Origin of the sequence: Methylomarinovum tepidoasis (assembly GCF_030294985.1) — a bacterium.
In the GTDB taxonomy this organism is placed as follows: Bacteria; Pseudomonadota; Gammaproteobacteria; order Methylococcales; family Methylothermaceae; genus Methylohalobius; species Methylohalobius tepidoasis.
In genome coordinates this window covers 428,073-447,253 of the sequence record NZ_AP024718.1, presented here as the reverse complement: position 1 = coordinate 447,253, position 19,181 = coordinate 428,073, and the positions used below count along the sequence as shown (strand labels likewise).

The 19,181-nt window shown below is 64.0% G+C and carries 16 protein-coding genes and 2 tRNA genes; 8 read left to right on the top strand and 10 right to left on the bottom strand.

Annotated features, from left to right (window positions below; all coding sequences use genetic code 11):
- Positions 1 to 2: 2 nt before the first annotated feature.
- From MIN45_RS02225 to MIN45_RS02205, 5 genes are read left to right on the top strand one after another with little or no spacing between them, the layout of a single operon-like run.
- A complete protein-coding gene (locus tag MIN45_RS02225) occupies positions 3 to 1,706 on the top strand; it encodes an Hsp70 family protein (protein WP_286293105.1) in 1,704 nt (567 codons plus the stop codon).
- A complete protein-coding gene (locus tag MIN45_RS02220; protein ID WP_286293104.1) occupies positions 1,706 to 2,362 on the top strand; it encodes a GxxExxY protein in 657 nt (218 codons plus the stop codon). The genes MIN45_RS02225 and MIN45_RS02220 overlap by 1 nt, the downstream gene beginning before the upstream one ends.
- Positions 2,349 to 2,777 carry a YMGG-like glycine zipper-containing protein gene (locus tag MIN45_RS02215; RefSeq protein WP_286293103.1) on the top strand — a complete coding sequence of 143 codons (429 nt, stop codon included), beginning with the start codon at positions 2,349 to 2,351 and terminating at the stop codon, positions 2,775 to 2,777. The genes MIN45_RS02220 and MIN45_RS02215 overlap by 14 nt, the downstream gene beginning before the upstream one ends.
- Positions 2,778 to 2,798: 21 nt before the next feature.
- A complete protein-coding gene (gene purD / locus MIN45_RS02210; RefSeq protein ID WP_286293101.1) occupies positions 2,799 to 4,076 on the top strand; it encodes a phosphoribosylamine--glycine ligase in 1,278 nt (425 codons plus the stop codon).
- Positions 4,077 to 4,084: 8 nt separating this feature from the next.
- Positions 4,085 to 4,486: a GIY-YIG nuclease family protein gene (locus tag MIN45_RS02205; protein ID WP_286293100.1), complete on the top strand. Its 402-nt coding sequence runs from the start codon at positions 4,085 to 4,087 to the stop codon at positions 4,484 to 4,486.
- A 2-nt stretch (positions 4,487 to 4,488) separates the two neighbouring features.
- On the opposite strand, the gene MIN45_RS02200 is transcribed toward MIN45_RS02205, so the two are convergent.
- The 3 genes from MIN45_RS02200 to MIN45_RS02190 form a co-directional block, all read right to left on the bottom strand.
- Positions 4,489 to 5,814 carry a M18 family aminopeptidase gene (locus MIN45_RS02200; RefSeq protein ID WP_286293099.1) on the bottom strand — a complete coding sequence of 442 codons (1,326 nt, stop codon included), beginning with the start codon at positions 5,812 to 5,814 and terminating at the stop codon, positions 4,489 to 4,491.
- A gap of 16 nt (positions 5,815 to 5,830) precedes the next feature.
- Entirely contained in the window at positions 5,831 to 7,231 is a 1,401-nt protein-coding gene (locus MIN45_RS02195) for an RNA-guided endonuclease TnpB family protein (protein ID WP_286293098.1), read from the bottom strand.
- Between the two features lie 145 nt (positions 7,232 to 7,376).
- Positions 7,377 to 7,913: an O-acetyl-ADP-ribose deacetylase gene (locus tag MIN45_RS02190; RefSeq protein WP_286293097.1), complete on the bottom strand. Its 537-nt coding sequence runs from the start codon at positions 7,911 to 7,913 to the stop codon at positions 7,377 to 7,379.
- Positions 7,914 to 7,980: 67 nt separating this feature from the next.
- Here MIN45_RS02190 and MIN45_RS02185 point away from each other — a divergent pair.
- Together MIN45_RS02185 and MIN45_RS02180 are read left to right on the top strand one after the other, a co-directional pair.
- Positions 7,981 to 8,056 (top strand) — tRNA-Gly (locus tag MIN45_RS02185).
- Positions 8,057 to 8,104: 48 nt separating this feature from the next.
- A tRNA-Cys gene (locus MIN45_RS02180) sits at positions 8,105 to 8,178 on the top strand.
- Positions 8,179 to 8,226: 48 nt separating this feature from the next.
- Here the strand turns inward: MIN45_RS02180 and MIN45_RS02175 are convergent.
- The 4 genes from MIN45_RS02175 to MIN45_RS02160 all read right to left on the bottom strand — a co-directional run bounded on the left by MIN45_RS02175 (position 8,227) and on the right by MIN45_RS02160 (position 12,310).
- Positions 8,227 to 8,619 (bottom strand): cupredoxin domain-containing protein, encoded by a 393-nt coding sequence (locus MIN45_RS02175; RefSeq protein ID WP_286293096.1) that lies wholly within the window; start codon positions 8,617 to 8,619, stop codon positions 8,227 to 8,229.
- 10 nt (positions 8,620 to 8,629) lie between these two features.
- On the bottom strand, positions 8,630 to 8,797 hold the full coding sequence (locus MIN45_RS02170; protein ID WP_286293095.1) for a hypothetical protein: 168 nt from the start codon (positions 8,795 to 8,797) through the stop codon (positions 8,630 to 8,632).
- Positions 8,798 to 9,104: 307 nt separating this feature from the next.
- Positions 9,105 to 10,796, bottom strand: coding sequence for a bifunctional protein-serine/threonine kinase/phosphatase (locus MIN45_RS02165; RefSeq protein ID WP_286293094.1), 1,692 nt, complete (start codon positions 10,794 to 10,796; stop codon positions 9,105 to 9,107).
- 56 nt (positions 10,797 to 10,852) lie between these two features.
- Positions 10,853 to 12,310, bottom strand: a complete 1,458-nt coding sequence (locus MIN45_RS02160) for a NarK family nitrate/nitrite MFS transporter (RefSeq protein ID WP_286293093.1) — start codon at positions 12,308 to 12,310, stop codon at positions 10,853 to 10,855.
- Positions 12,311 to 12,557: 247 nt separating this feature from the next.
- Here MIN45_RS02160 and MIN45_RS02155 point away from each other — a divergent pair, with 247 nt between their 5' ends.
- A complete protein-coding gene (locus MIN45_RS02155) occupies positions 12,558 to 15,182 on the top strand; it encodes a nitrate reductase (RefSeq protein ID WP_286293092.1) in 2,625 nt (874 codons plus the stop codon).
- A gap of 44 nt (positions 15,183 to 15,226) precedes the next feature.
- On the opposite strand, the gene MIN45_RS02150 is transcribed toward MIN45_RS02155, so the two are convergent.
- From MIN45_RS02150 to nirB, 3 genes are read right to left on the bottom strand one after another with little or no spacing between them, the layout of a single operon-like run.
- Complete coding sequence (locus MIN45_RS02150) at positions 15,227 to 16,141, bottom strand: PhzF family phenazine biosynthesis protein (protein ID WP_286293091.1); 915 nt, start codon at positions 16,139 to 16,141, stop codon at positions 15,227 to 15,229.
- Positions 16,138 to 16,503, bottom strand: a complete 366-nt coding sequence (nirD, locus tag MIN45_RS02145) for a nitrite reductase small subunit NirD (RefSeq protein WP_286293090.1) — start codon at positions 16,501 to 16,503, stop codon at positions 16,138 to 16,140. The genes MIN45_RS02150 and nirD overlap by 4 nt, the downstream gene beginning before the upstream one ends.
- Positions 16,504 to 16,506: 3 nt before the next feature.
- Positions 16,507 to 19,059: a nitrite reductase large subunit NirB gene (gene nirB, locus MIN45_RS02140; RefSeq protein ID WP_286293089.1), complete on the bottom strand. Its 2,553-nt coding sequence runs from the start codon at positions 19,057 to 19,059 to the stop codon at positions 16,507 to 16,509.
- Between the last annotated feature and the right edge of the window lie 122 nt (positions 19,060 to 19,181).

Genomic DNA, 19,181 nt, shown 5'->3' with positions numbered 1-19,181 from the left:
TCATGACCGACATCATCGGCATCGACCTCGGCACCACCAATTCCGAGGTCGCCGTGCTGGAGAACGGCCGTCCCCGGGTGCTGACGGATGCGGCGGGAAAGGCGCTGCTGCCTTCCGTGGTCGGCATCGACGACCAGGGCCGGCTCCTGGTGGGTGAGCCGGCCCTCAACCAGCATCCGCTCTATCCCGAGCGTACGGTCAAGTCCGTCAAGCGCCACATGGGCAGCGACGCCCGCTTCCACCTCGGGGGACAGGACTACACCCCCCAGGAGATTGCCGCCATCCTGCTGCGGACCCTGAAACAGCGCGCCGAGGATTATCTGGGGCGGCCGGTGACCCGGGCGGTCGTCACCGTGCCGGCCTATTTCAACGACGCTCAGCGGCAGGCCACCCGCGAGGCCGGTGAGATCGCAGGTCTGACGGTGGAACGGCTCCTCAACGAGCCCACCGCCGCCGCCCTGGTGTACGAAAGCGATCTCGATCGTGCCCGCCAGGTGCTGGTGTACGATCTCGGCGGCGGCACCTTCGACGTCTCCATCGTCCGCATCCAGCACGGCGTGGTGGAGGTGATCGCCAGCCACGGCGACAACCGCCTGGGCGGCGACGACTTCGACCGTGAGTTGCTGGAACTGCTGGCGGAACGGATCCAGCAGGAGAGCGGCGTGGACGTGCGCCAGGACCGTAGGATCATGGCCCGCCTGCTGCGGGCGGCGGTGACGGCCAAGCACGCGCTTTCCGAGCGCCCGTTCGCGGAGATCCGCGAGGAATTCCTGTTCGAACGCGACGGCGCCCCCTGGCACCTCCACACGGAAGTGGCCCGCGACGAATACGAGGCCCTCATCGCCCCCTATCTCGACCGCACTCTGGATGCGGTCCACACCGCTCTCAAGAGCGCCGGGCTGGGCAGCGGCGACATCGAGGAGGTCCTGCTGGTCGGCGGCGCCACCCGCACCCCGCTGGTGACCGAGCGCCTCGAGACCGTTCTCGGCCAGACCCCCAAGGCCGCCGTCGATCCGGACCTGTGCGTCGCCATGGGGGCGGCGGTGCAGGCGGGGATGCTCGCCGGGGAGCAGGTGGCCTCGGTGCTGGTGGATGTCACCCCCTACACCTTCGGCACCGGCGCTCTGGGAGAGCTGGACGGCCGGCCGCATTCCAACGTATTCGTGCCCCTGATCCGCAAGCACACGCCCCTGCCCGCCTCCAAGAGCGAGGTCTTCTACACCGTCCGCGACGGTCAGACCCGCGTGGATGTCCGCGTCTATCAGGGAGAGAATCCGGAGGCCGACAACAACACCCTGGTGGGCGAGTTCAGCGTCGAAGGGCTGCGGGGGGTGGCCGACGATCCGGTGGTGCTGCGCTTCGATCTCGACACCGACGGCATCCTTCAGGTGACGGCCACGGAGAAGGCCACCGGCCTGGAGAAAAGCGTCCGCATCGAACGTGCCGTGCCACAGCTGGATCGTCAGGCGCTCGACGGCGCCCGGCAGCGTGTCGCCGGTCTGCTGGGGGAAACAGCCCCGCCTCCCCGGGCGCAAACGTTGCTCGCCCGTGCCGAACGGCTGTTGCCCCAGGTCGAAGGGGAAGACCGGGAAGACTTGCAGGCCTTCAGCCAGGCGCTGCGCGAGGCGCTGGCGACCGGGGACGGGCAGGCGGTTTCCCGGGCCGAAGAAGTCCTGGAAGACCTTCTCTATTACCTGGAATCCTGATGGAACGCTGTCCCGCCTGCCGCGCCCACCTCACCGATCCGGTCTGTCCTCGTTGCGGCAGCGATTTCAGCACCGCCGAACAGGCCCGCCGCCAGGCCAGGGTCCTGTTGCGCCAAGCGTTGGAGCAACTGCAGGCAGGGGAGCCGGCTCTGGCCCGCCGCCTGTTGCAGCGGGCCAGGCAGCTGGATGGTGAGGACCCGCTGGGTGCCCGTCTGGCGGCATTGCTGGCGCGCCCCTGGCAGTATGCCGCCCCGGCGGACGCCCGCTTGCAGGCGTTGGCCAAGGGCGTGTGGCAGGCCGCCTGCCGGGTGCGTTACGAACTGGGGGCGGGATTGCGCGCGCCCGTGTATCGGGCGGCCCTGACCCTCGAACTGGCCAACCGATCGCTGCCCTTCCGCAGCGAGGTGGCGGTGGAGGCCGAGTACGGTGGCGGGCGCTTCCTGACGCCTTACCACATCGACTGGCTGCTTGACGGTCGCCTTGCCGTGATCCTCACGGAAGTCGATAATCTTCCCCGGTGCATCCGTGATCTCAGCGCCATCGTCCGCCTCGCCGGCCTGGATGCCGGCCTGTGGCTGCATTGCGGCGGCGAGGCGGTGGAACTGGGTTGGGTGCTTCCCGCGACGATACCGGAGGAGAACCATGTGGCAGCGTAAGACGATCGCCGGATTCGTGCTTGGCAGCTTTCTGATGCTGACGGGCGCCTGTACCACCAACCCCTACACCTATCAGGGCGGGACTACCGGAGCGGCCATCGGAGCGGCGGCCGGGGCTTTGATCGACAAACACAACCGTTGGCGCGGTGCCGTGATCGGTGGCGCCCTGGGAAGCGCTCTGGGGGCGATCACCACCGAGATCGCCGCTCGGGCCGCCCGCGAGGCGGCGATGAGCAACCGACCGGTGGCCTACCAGAGCACCGACGGCTGGCAGCGGGTCGAGGCCCGGCCGATGGGCTACGACGCCAAGACCCATTGCCATAAGGTCCACGAGCGGATCTGGCAGGGAGGGCGTCTGGTGAAGGACCGCATCCGCGAGGTCTGCGAGGGCGAAAAATTCACACCAGGATACTGATACGACAAGGGAGAACGTGCATTGAAAATACTGATCGTCGGCAGTGGCGGCCGTGAGCATGCCCTGGCCTGGAAGATGGCTCACTCCTCCGGGGTGAAGCGGGTCTATGTGGCGCCGGGCAATGCCGGCACCGCCCTGGAACCGGGCATCGACAACGTGGCCATCGACGCCACCGATCTGCCCGCTTTGGCCGATTTCGCCGCTTCCGAGGGCATCGATCTCACCGTCGTCGGTCCCGAGGCGCCGCTGGTGGCCGGGATCGTCGATGTGTTCCGCCAGCGGGGGCTGCGCTGCTTCGGCCCGACCCGGGCCGCCGCCCGCCTCGAGGGCTCCAAGGCCTTCTGCAAGGACTTCATGCAGCGCCATGGCATTCCCACCGCCCGGTATGCGACTTTCACCGAGCCGGAGGCGGCCATCGCCCACATCCGTCGCTGTGGGGCGCCCATCGTGGTCAAGGCCGACGGTCTGGCCGCCGGCAAGGGCGTGGTGGTGGCCCGCAGCGAGGACGAGGCCATCGCCGCGGTGCGCGACATGATGGCTGCCGGCGTGTTCGGCGAGGCCGGCCGCCGGGTGGTGGTGGAAGCGTTCCTCGAAGGTGAGGAGGCCAGCTTCATGGTCATGGCCGATGGCGAGAACATCCTCACCCTGGCCACCTCCCAGGACCACAAACCACTGCTCGACGGTGACCGCGGCCCCAACACCGGCGGCATGGGGGCTTATTCGCCCGCACCGGTCATCACTCCGGAAATCCAGCGGCGCATCCTCGATCAGGTCATTCATCCCACCATCGCCGGTATGGCTGCCGACGGTGTGCCCTACACCGGCTTCCTGTACGCCGGCCTGATGATCACCCCCGCCGGTGAGCCCAAAGTACTGGAGTTCAACTGCCGCATGGGCGACCCGGAAACCCAGCCGATCCTGATGCGGTTGCGCGGCGATCTGGCGGAAATGTGCCTGGCCGGGGTCGAAGGCGGTCTGGCTGGCCTGAATCCCGAATGGGACCCCCGTTTCGCCCTCGGGGTGGTGATGGCGGCGGCGGGCTATCCCGGCAAGGTCCGCAGCGGCGACGTCATCGAAGGCTTGCCTGCCGAGGAACGCGACGACCTCAAGGTGTTCCACGCCGGTACCCGGCTGGTGGACGGCAAGGTGGTCACCGCCGGCGGCCGGGTGTTGTGCGTCACCGCCCTGGGGAAAACGGTCGCCGAGGCCCGGCATAAAGCCTACGAATGGGTGGAGCGCATCCACTGGCCCGGCGTGCAATACCGCCGGGACATCGGCTGGCGGGCATTGGCGCGGTAATGAGCTGCTTGGCAGAGCTTGAAGCTTTTGGTTTCACCGAGGCTGGATATTGCGCTTTGGATGCAAGCTTGAAAAGCCAGGTCCGATTCCGCCTTGAACGGTTGGCGGATGTGCGTGCCATCTATGCCTTCGTTGTAAACGATAGCATCCGATACATTGGCATCTGTGAGAGTGAAAAGACCACACTCAAAGACCGGATGGGCCGCTATCAAGGACTTGTTGGGGCCGGAACCAATGAGCGAATCGTTGGTTTGATTAAAAATTGTCTGCAAGCGGGACAAGCGGTCCGGATTTTTGCCTGGATCCCCAAAGTGCGGTTGCGGCTGGACGGGATGGACGTGGATCAGATCAAGGGATTTGAGAATCCCTTGATCCAACGGTTTGAACCGGAGTGGAACAATAAGCTTTAAGCTCAACCGCTGACCGGCAGTAGCGGGCAGGCGAAGAAGCGCTCCAGCACCCGGATCATCCAGGCGTGATCGACGACTCCCGCGCTCTCGCGCACGCTGTGCATGGCCCACAGGGGATTGCCCACGTCGATGCTGCGTACCCCGAGCCGGGCTGAGGTCAGGGGGCCGATGGTGGAGCCGCAGGGCAGGTCGGTGCGGTGGACGTAATGCTGCCACGGCACTTCGGCCTCCTCGCACCAGCCGATGAACAAAGCCTGTGACAGGGCTTCGGTGGTGTAGCGCAGGTTGGCGTTGGTCTTGATGACCGGGCCGCCGTTGACTCGGACTTTGTGTTCGCCGTCGTAGCCCTGGGGAAAATTGGGATGATAGGCGTGGGCCATGTCGGCGCTGACGAGGAAGCTGGCCGCCAGCGCCTGCTGGCGGGCCGGGCCGTCCAGCCCCAGGGCGGTGCCGATGCGTTCCAGCGTGTCGCGGAGGAAACTGCTGGCGGCGCCCTTGAAGCTTTCCGAACCCACCTCCTCGTGGTCGAACAGGGCGCAGACGCGGGTCGCGGCGGTTTCCTCCTCGGCGATCAGGGCGCGGATGGCGGCATGGCAGGAGGCCAGGTTGTCGAGGCGGGCGGCGGCGATGAATTCCTGCGCCGGTCCCCAGAAGGCCCCCTTGTGGGTGTCGTACACGGACAGCTCCCAGCTGACGATGGCGTCCGGTTCGCACTCGAGCCGCTCGGCCAGCAGTTGGCGGAAGCGCGCCTGCGGCGGCAGCTCGCCGGCGAGCACCTCGAGCAGCAGCGGCAGTTCGGTCTGTTTGTCCAGCTTCAGTCCTTCGTCGTTGACCTTTCGGTTCATGTGGATGGCGAGGTTGGGCAGCCGCAGCAGCGGTTCGCCGAAGTCCACCAGGCATACGCTCGGCGGCTCGGACCGCAGCACCACCCGGCCCGCCAGGCTCAGATCGCGGTCAGTCCAGGTGGCCAGGATCGGGCCGCCGTAGATCTCCACTCCCAGGCGCAGCATGGGATCGGCGGTATGGGGCGCCCGGGGCTTGAGACGCAGCCCGGGTGAGTCGGTGTGGGCGCCGACGAGGCGGAAACCGGCGCGGACCGGGTCGTCGGTGCCGACGATGAAGGCGATCAGGGAGGAGTCGTCCCGTAGCACGTAATGACGCCCGCCCGGTGCCAGGGTCCAGGGGCTGCGTTCGTCGAGCGCGCTGAAGCCTTCTTCCTCCAGCCATTCCACCAGGGCGGCGGCGGCGTGCCAAGGGGTGGGGGAGGAGTCGATGAAGCGCAGCAGATGCTGGGCGGGGCGGCGCAGTTCCGGATCAATCGAGGGCATCGGGGCATTCCTGTTCCTAAAAACTTGCACACATTTGCGCATTAGGTGATTCGCTCTCCGTTGATAGATCCTTAAGATCTGAAGATCTGCAACTGGAGTCCTGGTTGAGTAGTCCCAACCGTAGGCGCTCAGTCCGCGCCTGCAAGATGGCGCGTACCTGACAGTACGGCGTCCAGCGATCTATCTCAGGATCACGTAGTCTTGCAAGCACGTTTCGCGCAGCGTTCACGTCCGCCTGCAACACCGCCCCGTCGAAACAGTAAAACCGATCGCCACGCCGCCTGCCCAGAAGGCAGCCGTTGCGGCTATCGATTTGCGAGGTGTATGCGGCATTGACGAGAACGAGCGTAGAACCTCTACGCTGAGATACCGTCTCCAGCGCCTCCGCCAGGACGCCCTTGGTCCAGGCGGCAAGACGCCGGTTCATGTTCTTCGAAAACGCGCGCCCGGACATAGGCGCGGTCAGGTCCTCCGCTGCGATCACGGCAGCCTTGTCCACCACGGCATGGGCGGCTTTGAACGCCTCGTCGCGGATGCGGGCTTTCACCCTGGCGGCCCGGCGGTTCAACTTTTTCCGCCCCAGGTTGTGGCGCAGGATGTTCTGGCGCTTGCGTTCGTTTTTGGTGTTCTTCGCAATGGCGAGGAGTTTGGCCCGGCGCTGGTATTTCGTCTTCAGGCAGTCGGATTCCGATTGGAGCAGGGTGCCCAACGCCTCCCCATGACGGTCGCCGTCGGAGTCCACGAACGCTTCGGTGTAGCCCTTGTCCACGCCGAGCTCGCGGTCTCCGCAGGGGCGGCCCAGCGGGGCCTCGACAGTAACGTGTACTTCCACCACGCCATCGCGCAGTATCAGCCGCAGGGTGCCGCTGGGCGCGTGGTCGATGGTGGTGTCCAATGGGATGGCGATGCGCTTGCCCCGTTCCAGCCCCGGCACCTTGATCCAGCACCGGCCGCCCTGCTCGAAAACCGTGTAGCTGTCCGAGCGCACCACGATCTGGTTGTGAGTATGGTTATGCCCGCGCCGCCAGTAGCGGCGCATCAGGCGGCGCAGGTAAGGGTCTTTCGTCCACGCATCCTGCTTCAGCAGGGTGTAAAGCCGCTTGCGTGCTTCCTCGTCGTGGATGTGGCGGCGAATGGCTTGACGTACTTTGACCTTGGCGGCTTCCCGATGCGCCTTGATGTCGGCCATCGCGTCCCGCAGGGTCTCCTTCCAGGCGTTGGCGGGAACAGCGAACCGGCGGCCTTCACGAAGCCAGGCATCCCGTACCTGACGGTCGGTCAAACCCACCCCCGAGATGGAACCGAACCGCCGCCACACTTCGGTGCGGATGCGCCCGAGACGGCGTGCCTGTTCCTCCAGCGCAGCGTACTTGCCGGCGTTGAGGCGCTTGCTGTAGAGAACGCGGGTGATCTTCATGTCAGGATGGATGATTTAATGAAAAAGGGAACGATGACCGGATGGTAGTCGTTTTGCCTTCAGACCTCCTTCACGTTACCACCATCGCCGATACCCGATATATCTTGCTTATGACAAGCAACCATTAAAAATTTGAAAGCAACTGTCAAGCATCAGTTTCTAACTCCTTCAAGGCTTGGCGGTAGGCGCGATAGGTTCGATCGTCGAAGCATACCAGATACACCGCCTCGATCTGCGGCTGGCTTTGCAGTCCTTCGCGCAGGGTGCGGATGGCGATGCGCGCCGCCCGCTCCACCGGAAAGCCGTAGGCGCCGCAGGAAATGGCGGGGAAGGCGAGGGTGTGGACGCCGTATTCCTTTGCCAAGCTTAAAGATTCACGGTAGCAGGAGGCCAACAGTTCGTCCTCGCCCCGGTCGCTGCCGTGCCACACCGGGCCGACGGCGTGAAAGACGTATTTGGCCGGCAGGCGGTAGCCTTGGGTCGCTTTGGCCTTGCCGGTGGGGCAGCCGCCCAGCTTGCGGCATTCTTCCAGCAGTTCGGGGCCGGCGGCCCGGTGGATGGCCCCGTCCACGCCTCCGCCGCCCAGCAGGGAGGAATTGGCGGCATTGACGATGGCGTCCACTTCCATGCGGGTGATGTCGCCCTTGACCAGGCGTAATTTCTTGCAGGCCGGATCGGTCATGGTCACCTCCTTTGAAAATCGGGGTTGACAGAAAATCGCCGGTGCTTAAAATAGCAGGTCGTTCAGCGCGGGAATAGCTCAGTTGGTAGAGCACAACCTTGCCAAGGTTGGGGTCGCGGGTTCGAGTCCCGTTTCCCGCTCCAGGTTCAGGAAGAAGCCGCTTCCATGCGGCTTTTTTCATCTGTCCTCAAGGCGGCGTGGCAGAGTGGTTATGCAGCGGCCTGCAAAGCCGTGTACGCCGGTTCGATTCCGACCGCCGCCTCCATCTTCACCTGACCATACCCCTAGATCCCACCTGGAATCCTTGTTTCCGCTACTGCCGTAGTTGCTCTGAGCGTGGCTGGACGATCAAGCGTCCTTCCATACCCCGCGCCCGGTGACTTTTGAAGAACAAAAACCGCTTGCTGCAGTAGAAAGGATAGATACCGGGGGTGGAAGGGGATGTAAACGTTGCCTTCACCGTTTTGCCGGGAGGTACGTCAACGCGCAGGTTGATAGCGGCTTCCGGAGCTTCGAGGATAAAGTCGTGGGGAGTGATGGTGTCGGTGTTGACCAGCTCCAATGCGATTGGCACTCCCGGTGGGACGCGAATTTCGTCCGGATGGAAACGGAAGTCGCCCAGTTCGATTCTTATGGCCGGCTGGGCCAAGATCATCGGGGTGGAAAGCAGCATGAGCAGGGAGAGCAGTGTCGTTGGCAGTTTCATAAGGGTTACCTCATTCCCAGGTTGCCTCCAAAAGGCGGGGTTGCGACAGGCTGGCGATGTTGGGGCAGTCCCGCCGGTGGATGGTGATGCGGTGATGGATGGTCAGATAACCGATCGCCGCATCGCCCGGAGCCGGGTTGCAGCAGCGCGCCAGACGGGTGAGGAGATTGCCCTCCACTGAATTTGTAAGGCCGGAGCTTACCGGCCAGGGTGGTGCGGATGGTCCGGGCATTGCCGAGGTGTTCCGGGGGGAAGGAGAAGGATTCGAAACGTCCGACCCGCTCCACCCACAAGGCCACATCCGGAGACCAAGGGATGATGGGGATGAAACGGGCCATGCGTATTCATGGTAATGGAATGGATTGCGCAAGTGAAATAAAGTTCGTCCAGCCCCAGTTCGTTGATTTTCCGGATCAGGGTATTGCGGCCGTAGCCGAAGCGGCGGCAGGATTTCTGCCTGCAAGGCGATTGACTGGCGTCGGGGATCACGATAGCAGAAAAATCAACAGTAGTCCTACGTTGATCCCCAGGGAGATCAGCGCCAGGGCACGCCAGAATCCCAACGGATCGCGTTCGATCAAGGGTTGACGCGTCTTCTGAAGGAAGCGGGGATTGGGGTGCTCCAGATCGTGGACGAATTCCGACAAGGTTTCGTAACGGCGCTGCGGGTCCACACTCAGGGCCTTTTCCAGAGCCTTATCCAGCCATAACGGGATGTCCGGGTTCCAACGCCGCGCTGAGGTATAGCGGAGGCGCGTGACGCTGCCCTCGCCGTACTTGTCCCCGTAGGGAAGATGGCCGGTGAGCAGCTCGTAGGCGATCACCGCCAGGGAAAACTGGTCGGATCGCGGTGTTCCCGCGTAGCCGAGGAAATATTCCGGGGCGGCATAATGGCGGGTGCCGAGCAGATTGATCCGTTCGATGGGCGAGACGATTTCCTCCACCCCGGCGATCCGCACCGAACCGAAGTCGATCAGCCTGATCCTGCCGTGGTCGTCGATCAGGATGTTGTCCGGCTTCAGGTCCTGATGCACCATCTCCAGGCGGTGGAAGGCCGTCAGCCCCCGGGTGATCTGAGAGATCAAGTCGCGCACCAGGCGCAGGGATGGCTTGGGATGGGCTTCCAGCCACTGGCGCAAGGTCTGGCCCTCGATGTATTCGCACACCAAATACAGGCAACTCCGGATACGATCGGGACGCAGCACTTGCATGACGTAGGGGTTGTCGATGCGGCTGCCGACCCATTCTTCGTGGGAGAACAGGTCGATGTACAGGGGGTCGTCGTCGAAGTTGGGGGAGGGGGTCTTGAGTACCACCTTTTCGCCGCTTGCCTCGTCCAGGGCCAAGTAAACCTGCACCCGCTTGCTGGCATTGAGTTCGCGGACGATGCGATAGCCGTCCAACTTCATGCCGGGCGCCAGCAGCGGTGGGAAGGGCAGTTCGGTCAGGTGGCGGTGGTATTCGGCGACATCGGCCTTCGGCAAAGCGTCGATGCGGAGGATTTGACAGGTGAGGTTGTCGGTGCTGCCACTGGCCAGGGCCTGTTCCACGATTCGGCGGGCGGCAGCCTCCGGATCGTGTTCCTCCTTGAGGGTCGTCAGTAAGGCGACTTCCTGGAGGTAGTCGTGAACGCCGTCTGTGGTAAAGAGATAAGTATCTCCCTCCTTGGCCGCCAGTACCCGGTGATCGATGTCCAGGTTGAGGTCTATTCCCAGGGCTCGCGCCAGCTGGCTGTGCCGCTTTCCGCCCCACAGATGGTCCTGGGTCAGACGTTCCAGCACCCCCCGGCGCAGGCGGTAGATGCGGCTGTCGCCCACATGGAACAAGTGGATGCTGGTGGACTTGAGCACCAGAGCGCTCAAGGTGGAGGCCAGCACGTGGTCCTCGCCGCCCTGGCCGTAGAGCCAGCGGTTGGTGGCCGCCAGCACCTTTTCCACCGAAGTGCGCACGCTCCAGCTTTCCGGGGTGCAATAATAGTCGGACAGCAGACTCTTGATGCAGCACTCGCTGGCCAGTTTGGGATCGTCGCAGGCGGACACCCCGTCGGCGACGGCGGCGACGATGCCCTTGTAGGTGAGGGTCTGGCCTTCGGGAATCAGCACTCCGAAGGAATCCTGATTTTCGGATTTGCGCCCGGCGCTGGAAAACTGGCCGATCTGGATTTGGTAGCCGTTCATGGTTTCATCTAAAAAAAGGCGCGGGCCAACCCCGCGCCAGAGGGGAGGAGTGGAGCTTACTCGACTTCGATCATTTGAACCGTGCCGTCCGGCAGGGTTTCCGCCATGTGCCCTTTCGGTTCTTCCAGGAACAGGGAGGCAGCCATGCCCGCCAAGGCCGCGGTGGCGATGATCAGGAAAAAAGTGTGGGCCTCGGTGAAGGAATAGGCGGTCAGAAAGGTGACCGCGCCGACGTTGCCATAGGCGCCGGTGAGACCGGCGATCTGGCCGGTGAGGCGGCGCTTGATCAGGGGCACCAGGGCGAACACCGCCCCTTCGGTGGCCTGGACGAAGAAGGAGCAGGCCATGGTGGCGGCGACCGCCAGCCACAAGGGCCAGCTTGCGTCAATCTGGCTCATAGCCAGGTAGCCGAGTCCCAGACCGCCCAGCAGTACCAGCAGTGTGTGCTTGCGGCTGAAGTTGTCGCTGATGAGGCCGCCGCTGGGACGGGCCACCAGGTTCATGAAGGCGAATCCTGAGGCCAGCATCCCCGCCAGCACCTGGTTGACGCCGAAAGTGTCCTTGAAAAACAGGGGCAGCATCGACACCACCGCCAATTCGGAGCCGAAGGAGATGAAGTAGGCCAGGTTCAGGATCGCCACCTGCTTGAACTTATAGCGGTCCAGGGGCGGCACCGGTTCGCGGAAAACCCGGTGGTTGACGCGGACGGCGTGATAGATTTGGTAGGTGTACATCAGACTCAGCACGATATACAGGACGTTGGCGGTCATCACCGTGAACAGGCCCAGATGGGTGAGCTTCCAGATCAGGAGCCCCAAAGCCAGGTACAGGGGGAGGTTCATCAGCACATAGAAGAAAAAGTCCCCCACGGAGCTGACCTCCATGGCGCCGGCCTTTTTGGGGCGGAAATAGGTCGAGCCCCTGGGGGTGTCGGAGACCGAGAAAAAGTAAATCATGCCGTAGACCAGGGCGATGACGCCGGTGGTGGCGATGGCGTAGCGCCAGCCGGCTTCCCCGCCGTACAGCAGGGCCAGCGAAGGCAGGGTCATGGCCGCGGCCGCCGAGCCGAAGTTGCCCCAGCCGCCGTAGATGCCCTCGGCCAGCCCCACCTCACGGGCTGGAAACCATTCGCTGATCATACGGATGCCGATGACGAACCCGGCGCCCACGAAACCCAGTAGAAAGCGGGTCAGCGCCAGTTGCTCGTAGCTTCGCGCCAAGGCGAAGGCAAAGCAGAAAAAGCTCGACAGGATCAACAGGCTGGAATAAATCCTTCTGGGGCCGAAATGGTCCACCAGCATGCCGATGACGATGCGCGCCGGGATGGTCATGGCGACGTTGAGAATCAGCAGGGTCTTGACCTGTTGCGGGGTTAGGCCGAAGTCCTCGCGGATGGAGGCCATCAGCGGAGCGTGGTTGAACCAGACGAAGAAGCTGATGAAAAACGCCAGCCAGGTCAGATGCAGGATGCGCATCCTGCCGTGGAAGGAGAACAGCTGGAAACGCTCGGACATGGAAAGGCTCCCTTGCATGAGTTGGGTCGTCATAGGTTTATGAGCATTATCTATGCCAGTTTCTTGTGGTTCATGGAATGATTGCAGGGAGCGGGATCGTGTCAGCCACCGTTCGCCACGGTGCGCAATTCGCACCGCTTTGGTGCGCAGGGGGGTGGTCGGTTCCCGCCGGGAAAACACATGGAATTCCAATATCTGGCATGAATTATGCTAATATTTTTTCCGGAATCAGGATCATGGTCACTTCATGGATTCATCATCTGTTTTCACCACCTGCCCCTACTGCGGCGTCGGTTGTGGCGTGCAGCTGGAATGGACCACCGCTTCGGTCACCGTTTCGGGCCTGGACGATCACCCCGCCAATCTGGGCCGTCTGTGCTCCAAGGGTACGGCCCTGGCCGAGACCCTGGAGCTGCCTGACCGCCTGCTGTATCCCCATGTCGGCGGGCGGCGGGTTTCCTGGGGCCAGGCGGTCGCTACCGTGGCGGAACGCTTCCGGGCAGCCATCACTCGTCACGGACCCGACAGCGTGGCCTTTTACGTCTCGGGACAGCTGCTGACCGAGGATTACTACGTGGCCAACAAGCTGATGAAGGGCTTCATCGGCTCGGCCAACATCGACACCAATTCGCGCCTGTGCATGTCCTCGGCGGTGGCGGCCCACAAGCGGGCCTTCGGTGAGGACCTGGTGCCGGGCTGCTATGAGGATATCGAACAGGCGGAAATGGTGGTGCTGGCCGGCAGCAATACGGCCTGGTGCCATCCGGTGCTGTTCCGCCGCCTGCAGGCGGCCCGCGAGCGCAATCCCGATTTGTATGTGGTGGCCATCGATCCGCGTCGCACCTACACCGCCTCCAGCGCCGATCTGCACCTGGCCCTGGCGCCGGGCAGCGATGCGGTGTTGTGGAATGGTCTGCTGGTCTATCTGGCCGAGCAGGACGCGATGGACCGGGATTTCGTCGCCCGCCATACGGCGGGACTGGAGGCGGCCCTGGCCGCCGCCCGGAAGTCGGCGCCGGACATCGACGCCGTGGCTTGGCGTTGCGAGCTTTCAGCCGGGGACGTGCGCCGTTTCTATCAACGCTTCGCCGCCACTGGGCGGGTGGTGAGCTGCTATTCCCAGGGATTGGGACAATCCTCCAGCGGCACCGACAAGATCAACGCCCTAATCAACTGCCATCTGGCGACCGGGCGCATCGGCCGACCAGGGGCGACTCCCCTGTCCCTCACCGGCCAGCCCAATGCCATGGGCGGTCGTGAGGTGGGCGGGCTGGCCAACCAGCTCGCGGCCCACAGGGAGATCGAAGATCCCGAGGCACGGCGGCAGGTGCAGGATTTCTGGAATGCCCCCGCCATGCCGCAGCGGCCCGGCCTCAAGGCGGTAGAGCTGTTCGATGCCGTGGCCGGAGGCCGGATCAAGGCGCTGTGGATCATGGCTACCAACCCGGCGGTCAGCCTGCCGGAAGCCGGCAAGGTGCGCCGGGCCCTGAGGGATTGCTTCGTGGTGGTGTCCGACTGTGTCGCCAACAGCGACACCGCCCGTCTGGCGGATGTTTTGCTGCCGGCGGCCACCTGGGGCGAAAAGGATGGCACCGTGACCAATTCCGTCCGTCTCATCTCTCGCCAGCGTCCTTTGCGTCCGCCACCGGGGGAAGCCCGCCCGGATTGGTGGATCGTCTGCCAGGTGGCGCGGGCCATGGGGTTCGGCTCGGCTTTCGCCTACAACGGTCCGGCGGCGATCTTCCGCGAGCACGCCGCCCTGTCGGCTTTGAATCGAGGTCGGCGCTTGTTCGATCTCAGCGCCCTTGCCGACCTTTCGGACGAGCGCTACGAGCGCTTGAAACCCCTTGCCTGGCCGGTGACGGCGGAAAACCCCCGGGGGACCCTGCGTTTGTTCGTGGACCGCCGCTTTCCCACCCCCGACGGCCGGGCGCGGTTCGTGGCGGTCACCCCGCGGCCGCCGGTCCATCCAGCCGCCCGGTCGTTGCCCTTCGTCCTCAACAGCGGCCGGGTCCGCGACCACTGGCACACCCTGACCCGTACCGGCGCCGTCCCCAGCCTCAGCGGCCACGATCCGGAGCCGTTCGTGGAAGTCAATCCCCACGACGCCGCCGCCTTTGGCCTTGAAGACGGCGGCCTGGCGGAAGTGGCCGGGCCTACGGGTGGGGCCATCGTGGTGCGGGTGCGTTGTTCCTACCGCCAGCGCCGCGGCAGTCTGTTCGTCCCCATGCACTGGAACGGAGCCTTCGCCGCCCGTGCCTGGGTCAACGACCTGGTTCCGCCGGTGATCGATCCGGTTTCCGGCCAGCCGGAATCCAAACACGCCCCGGCCGCCATTCGTCCTTTTGCTTGCGACTGGTACGCCTTCGTCCTCTGCCGTAAGGCGCTGCCGGCGGCGGAAATCGCCCCGAGCTACTGGTGCCGCCTGCGGGCCGCGCCCGGAATCTGGCGTTACGAACTGGCCGGCAGTGGTCCGGTGCCCGACTGGGAACGGTGGCTGGGGGAAGGGGAATGGGTGGAATACCGCGACACCCGTCAGAGGTGTTACCGTGGCGCGCTGCTGCGGGACAACCATCTGGAAGCCTGCCTGTGCCTGGGTCCCGACCCCCGTCTACCGGCCCGCCGTCCCCTGATCGAGTGGATGCAGCAGGATCATCTGGATGCCGGACAGCGGGCTGGAATTGTGGCCCTGGTGGAAGAGGCTGGCGCTGAAAATACCGTCTGTGCCTGTTTTCAGGTGACCGAGGCGATGGTGCGCCGGGCGCTGGACCAAGGGGCGGAGGATTTGGAGGCGCTGGGCCGGTTGCTGGGTGCCGGAGGCAAGTGCGGGGCCTGTCGGCCGGAACTGGAGGCACTGCTGCGAGGGCAGTGACCGGCCCTCCCTGGCCGGTTCGGCGATACACGATCGCTTTCAGATCAGGGTGTGCGAATGCCGCCTTCGGCCGTGATGATCGCCTCGCCGCCGATGCGCAGGTTCAAGCGGTCGCGGCCGCGGTGATCCATCTCCAGGCTGAGCAAACTGCGGCGGGTGCCTTCGACACCGCGTTCGACGGTGAAGACATAGGTCCCTTTGCGGATATGCTCGTGGGAGCAGAGATAGCCGCAGAAGGCCGGCATCCCCGCCCCCACGGGAGGATCTTCCCTGGGGCCGATTTCCGGGCCGACGAAACGGGCGTGGAAATCGACGTCAGGACGACGGGTGCGGGCGCTGAACAACAGAATTTCCTGGGCGGCGGTCGCCGGGGCGGTGGACTGCGCCCAGGCCTTGAAGTCGAAGCAGGCCCGGCGCACCGCCTCGCTGTCTCTGAGCGGCACGATCAAGAACGGCCGGCCGGTGGAAGCGATGCGGGGCGTGAAGCGCTGGGTTTCGATGTCTTGGGTTTGCAGTCCCAGCATTGGGGCCAGCTCTTCCGTGGTCGGGGCGAAGCGGTCGACCACCGGCTCCACGGTCATGGCGAAGGTCACCAGTTTCAGTTCGTCCTTGTCGCGGATGAAGTACAGCGGCAGTACCCCGCGGCGGGTGGCGATGCTGCAGGTGCTGCTGTCGTCTTCGTAGCCGACGCTGCCGATGTGGTCGAGCACGTAACCGGCGGCGACGATGGCCTGGGCGGCGAAGTTCATCTCCCGCCGGGGGTTGAAGATCCGGGCCCGCCAGGTGGCCTCCTCGCCGCCCGGTTGCAGGAAAATGGTCTGGGGCAGGTTGAGTTCGCCGGCCAGTTGCAACATCTGCCGTTCGTTGATGCCTTCGGCATTGGGGAATACGCCGATCTGGGCGCCGCTGAACGGCTGGCTGGTGAAGGCGTCGGCAATGTAATAGCTCTGTCGGGTCATACTGGATCTCCCTGGGCAGACAGTTGGATCTGGACCCGGCCTTTGGTGATGCGCGCCGGGTAACAGGGTACCGAGATCGATTTGTCCTCGAGGCAGCGGCCGGTCCTGAGGTTGAAGTGCTGCTTGTAAACGGGGGAGGCGACCACCGGCTCGCCGCCGATGTCACCGGTCAGCCCCCGCGACAGCACGTTGGCATGGCTGAAGGGATCGTAGTTGCCGATGGCGAACACTTCCTCCAGCTTGGGCAGATAGAAGATGGCGACCTGGTGCCCCTCGACCAGGGCGCAAATGCCGGCGTCCGGTTCCAGGTCTTCGACGCGGCAGACGTCGATCCAGGTTTCGGTCATCGTGGTTACGGTCATGTTTCAAGAAGCCTTTTCCAGTTCGATGGGAATGCCTTTGATGCGGCGCTTTTCCTCCAGCGTCGCCGGGCGGATCTGGCCGCGTTCCTCGATGAAGACCACATTGTCGTCGCTGCCTTCGGCGTTGACGAAGAAGCGGAAACGTTTTTTCAGGATCTCCTCGTTCTCCAAGGTCTTTTTCCATTCGCACTCGTAGGTTTCTACCAGGTGCTGGATCTGTCGTTCCAGTTCGGCGCAGATGCCCAGCTTGTTGTCGACGATGACTGCCCTGAGATAGTCGAGACCGCCTTCCAAGTTCTCCATCCAGGCGGCGGTGCGTTGGAGGCGGTCGGCGGTGCGGATGTAGAAGGCCAGGAAGCGATCGATGATCCTGACCAGGGTTTCGTCGTCCAGATCGGTGGCGAACAGGTCCGCGTGGCGCGGCTTCATGCCGCCGTTGCCGCACAGGTACAGGTTCCAGCCCTTCTCGGTGGCGATGACGCCGATGTCCTTGCATTGGGCCTCGGCGCACTCGCGGGTGCAGCCGGAGACCGCCATCTTGATCTTGTGGGGGGCGCGGATGCCCTTGTAGCGGTTTTCCAGGAAGATGGCCATGCCCACGCTGTCCTGGACCCCGTAGCGGCACCAGGTGGAACCGACGCAGGACTTGACCGTGCGCACCGCCTTGGCGTAGGCGTGGCCGCTCTCGAAGCCGGCATCGATCAGCTCCTGCCAGATGTGGGGCAGCTGCTCCAGGCGGGCGCCGAACAGGTCGATGCGCTGGCCGCCGGTGATCTTGGTATAGAGCTTGTATTTTCGGGCCACCTCGCCGAGAACGATGAGCTTCTCCGGGGTGATTTCGCCGCCGGGAATACGTGGCACCACCGAATAGGTACCATCCTTCTGCAGGTTGGCAAGGCGGTAGTCGTTGGTGTCCTGGAGTTTGAAGTATTTGTCCGAAAGGACGTAATCGTTCCAGTAGGAGGCCAGGATCGAGGCCACCGCCGGCTTGCAGATGTCGCAGCCCAGTCCTTTGCCGTGCTTTTCCAGCAGTTCGTCGAAGGTGCGGATCTGCTCGACGCGGATGATGTGGTACAGCTCCTGACGGCTGTAAGGGAAATGCTCGCAGAGATCCTTGTTGACCTCGATGCCGCGCCTGGCCAGTTCCGCATCCACCACCGACTTGAGCAGACCGGCACAGCCGCCGCAGCCGGTGGAAGCCTTGGTCTCGGCTTTGATGTCGGCCAGGGCCGCCACCCCCTGGTCGATCAGTTCCACGACCTGGCCCTTGGTCACGTTGTGACAGGAACAGAGGGTGGCGCTTTCCGGCAGGGCGTCAGGGCCGAGACCGGTGGGTGCCGCTTCGGTGTTCGGCAGGATCAGGGCGTCGGGCGGCTGGGGCAGGTCGATGCCGTTCTGGTAGTACTGCAGCAGGGTGTCGTAGGTGCTGGAATCGCCCACCAGCACTGCCCCCAGCAACTTGTGGTTGTCCTGACTGACGATCAGGCGCTTGTAAACTTCATCGGCTTCGTTCTTGTACACATAGCTGTGGGCTCCCGGCGTACGGCCATGGGAGTCGCCGATGGTGCCCACCTCGACGCCCATGAGCTTGAGCTTGGTGGAGAGGTCCGCGCCGGTAAAGGCCGCTTCCCTGCCACTCAGCAGGTCCGCCACCACCCGGGCCATCTGGTAACCGGGGGCGACCAGGCCGAAGATCTGCCCGTGCCACAGGGCGCATTCGCCGATGGCGAAAATGTCGGGATCGGAGGTGCGGCACTGATCGTCGATGACGATGCCGCCCCGGTCCCCTACCTCCAGGCCGGTCTGGCGCGCCAGTTCGTCGCGGGGGCGGATGCCGGCGGAGAACACGATCAGGTCGGTTTCCAGGGCGTCGCCGTCGGTGAATTCCATCTTCAGGCGTTGGAATTTACCGGGAGTGATGTTGCGGGTGTTCTTGCCGGTATGGATCCCGACTCCCAGAGCCTCGATCTTGCGCTGTAGCATGGCGCCGCCGTCCTCGTCCAGCTGCACCGCCATCAGGCGGGGAGCGAATTCCACCACATGGGTTTCCAACCCAAGGTCTTGTAGCGCTTTGGCGGCCTCCAGCCCCAGCAGGCCACCCCCGACCACAGTACCGATCCGACTTTCCCCGGCCGCTTGGGTAATGGCCTCCAGGTCCTCGATGGTGCGGTAGACGAAACAGTATTCCTGGTTGTGGCCCGGGATCGGCGGCACGAAGGGGTAGGAACCGGTGGCCAACACCAGAATATCGTAGGCTACCTCGATGCCCTTCTCCGAGCGCACGATCTTGTGGGTGCGGTCGATGCTGATCGCCTTGTCGCCCAGGTGGAGGTCGATACCGTGCGTCCGGTAGAAATCCAGGGACGCCAAGCTGAGCGCCTCCGGGTTGCGGGTTTCGAACCAGGAAGTCAAATGGACGCGATCATAGGCTGGACGAGGTTCCTCACCGAAGACGGTGATGTCGAAGCTCTGAGCGGCAGGGCTTTGCACCAGGGTTTCGACAAAATGGTGGCCGACCATGCCGTTGCCGATGATGACCAGTTTTTTGCGCTGCATTGCTCGTTCTCTCTGGGTAATTAGCTGCCAAGCATAGTCTGAGCAAAATATGTGCCATGTTGTTTGGCTGGTGTCTGTGCGGGCGGGAGATCTTCCGTGCCTCATATGGGTGCAGTCGTGGC

Bases quoted from the DNA above. Each gene is read 5' to 3' on its own strand.
- MIN45_RS02220 (WP_286293104.1), top strand. From the start codon at position 1,706: ATGGAACGCTGTCCCGCCTGCCGCGCCCACCTCACCGATCCGGTCTGT.
- MIN45_RS02190 (WP_286293097.1), bottom strand. From the start codon at position 7,913: ATGACCGATCCGGCCTGCAAGAAATTACGCCTGGTCAAGGGCGACATC.
- MIN45_RS02150 (WP_286293091.1), bottom strand. From the start codon at position 16,141: ATGACCCGACAGAGCTATTACATTGCCGACGCCTTCACCAGCCAGCCG.
- MIN45_RS02215 (WP_286293103.1), top strand. From the start codon at position 2,349: ATGTGGCAGCGTAAGACGATCGCCGGATTCGTGCTTGGCAGCTTTCTG.
- MIN45_RS02165 (WP_286293094.1), bottom strand. From the start codon at position 10,796: ATGAACGGCTACCAAATCCAGATCGGCCAGTTTTCCAGCGCCGGGCGC.
- MIN45_RS02175 (WP_286293096.1), bottom strand. From the start codon at position 8,619: ATGAAACTGCCAACGACACTGCTCTCCCTGCTCATGCTGCTTTCCACC.
- MIN45_RS02195 (WP_286293098.1), bottom strand. From the start codon at position 7,231: ATGAAGATCACCCGCGTTCTCTACAGCAAGCGCCTCAACGCCGGCAAG.
- MIN45_RS02200 (WP_286293099.1), bottom strand. From the start codon at position 5,814: ATGCCCTCGATTGATCCGGAACTGCGCCGCCCCGCCCAGCATCTGCTG.
- nirB (WP_286293089.1), bottom strand. From the start codon at position 19,059: ATGCAGCGCAAAAAACTGGTCATCATCGGCAACGGCATGGTCGGCCAC.
- nirD (WP_286293090.1), bottom strand. From the start codon at position 16,503: ATGACCGTAACCACGATGACCGAAACCTGGATCGACGTCTGCCGCGTC.
- MIN45_RS02225 (WP_286293105.1), top strand. From the start codon at position 3: ATGACCGACATCATCGGCATCGACCTCGGCACCACCAATTCCGAGGTC.
- MIN45_RS02160 (WP_286293093.1), bottom strand. From the start codon at position 12,310: ATGTCCGAGCGTTTCCAGCTGTTCTCCTTCCACGGCAGGATGCGCATC.
- MIN45_RS02155 (WP_286293092.1), top strand. From the start codon at position 12,558: ATGGATTCATCATCTGTTTTCACCACCTGCCCCTACTGCGGCGTCGGT.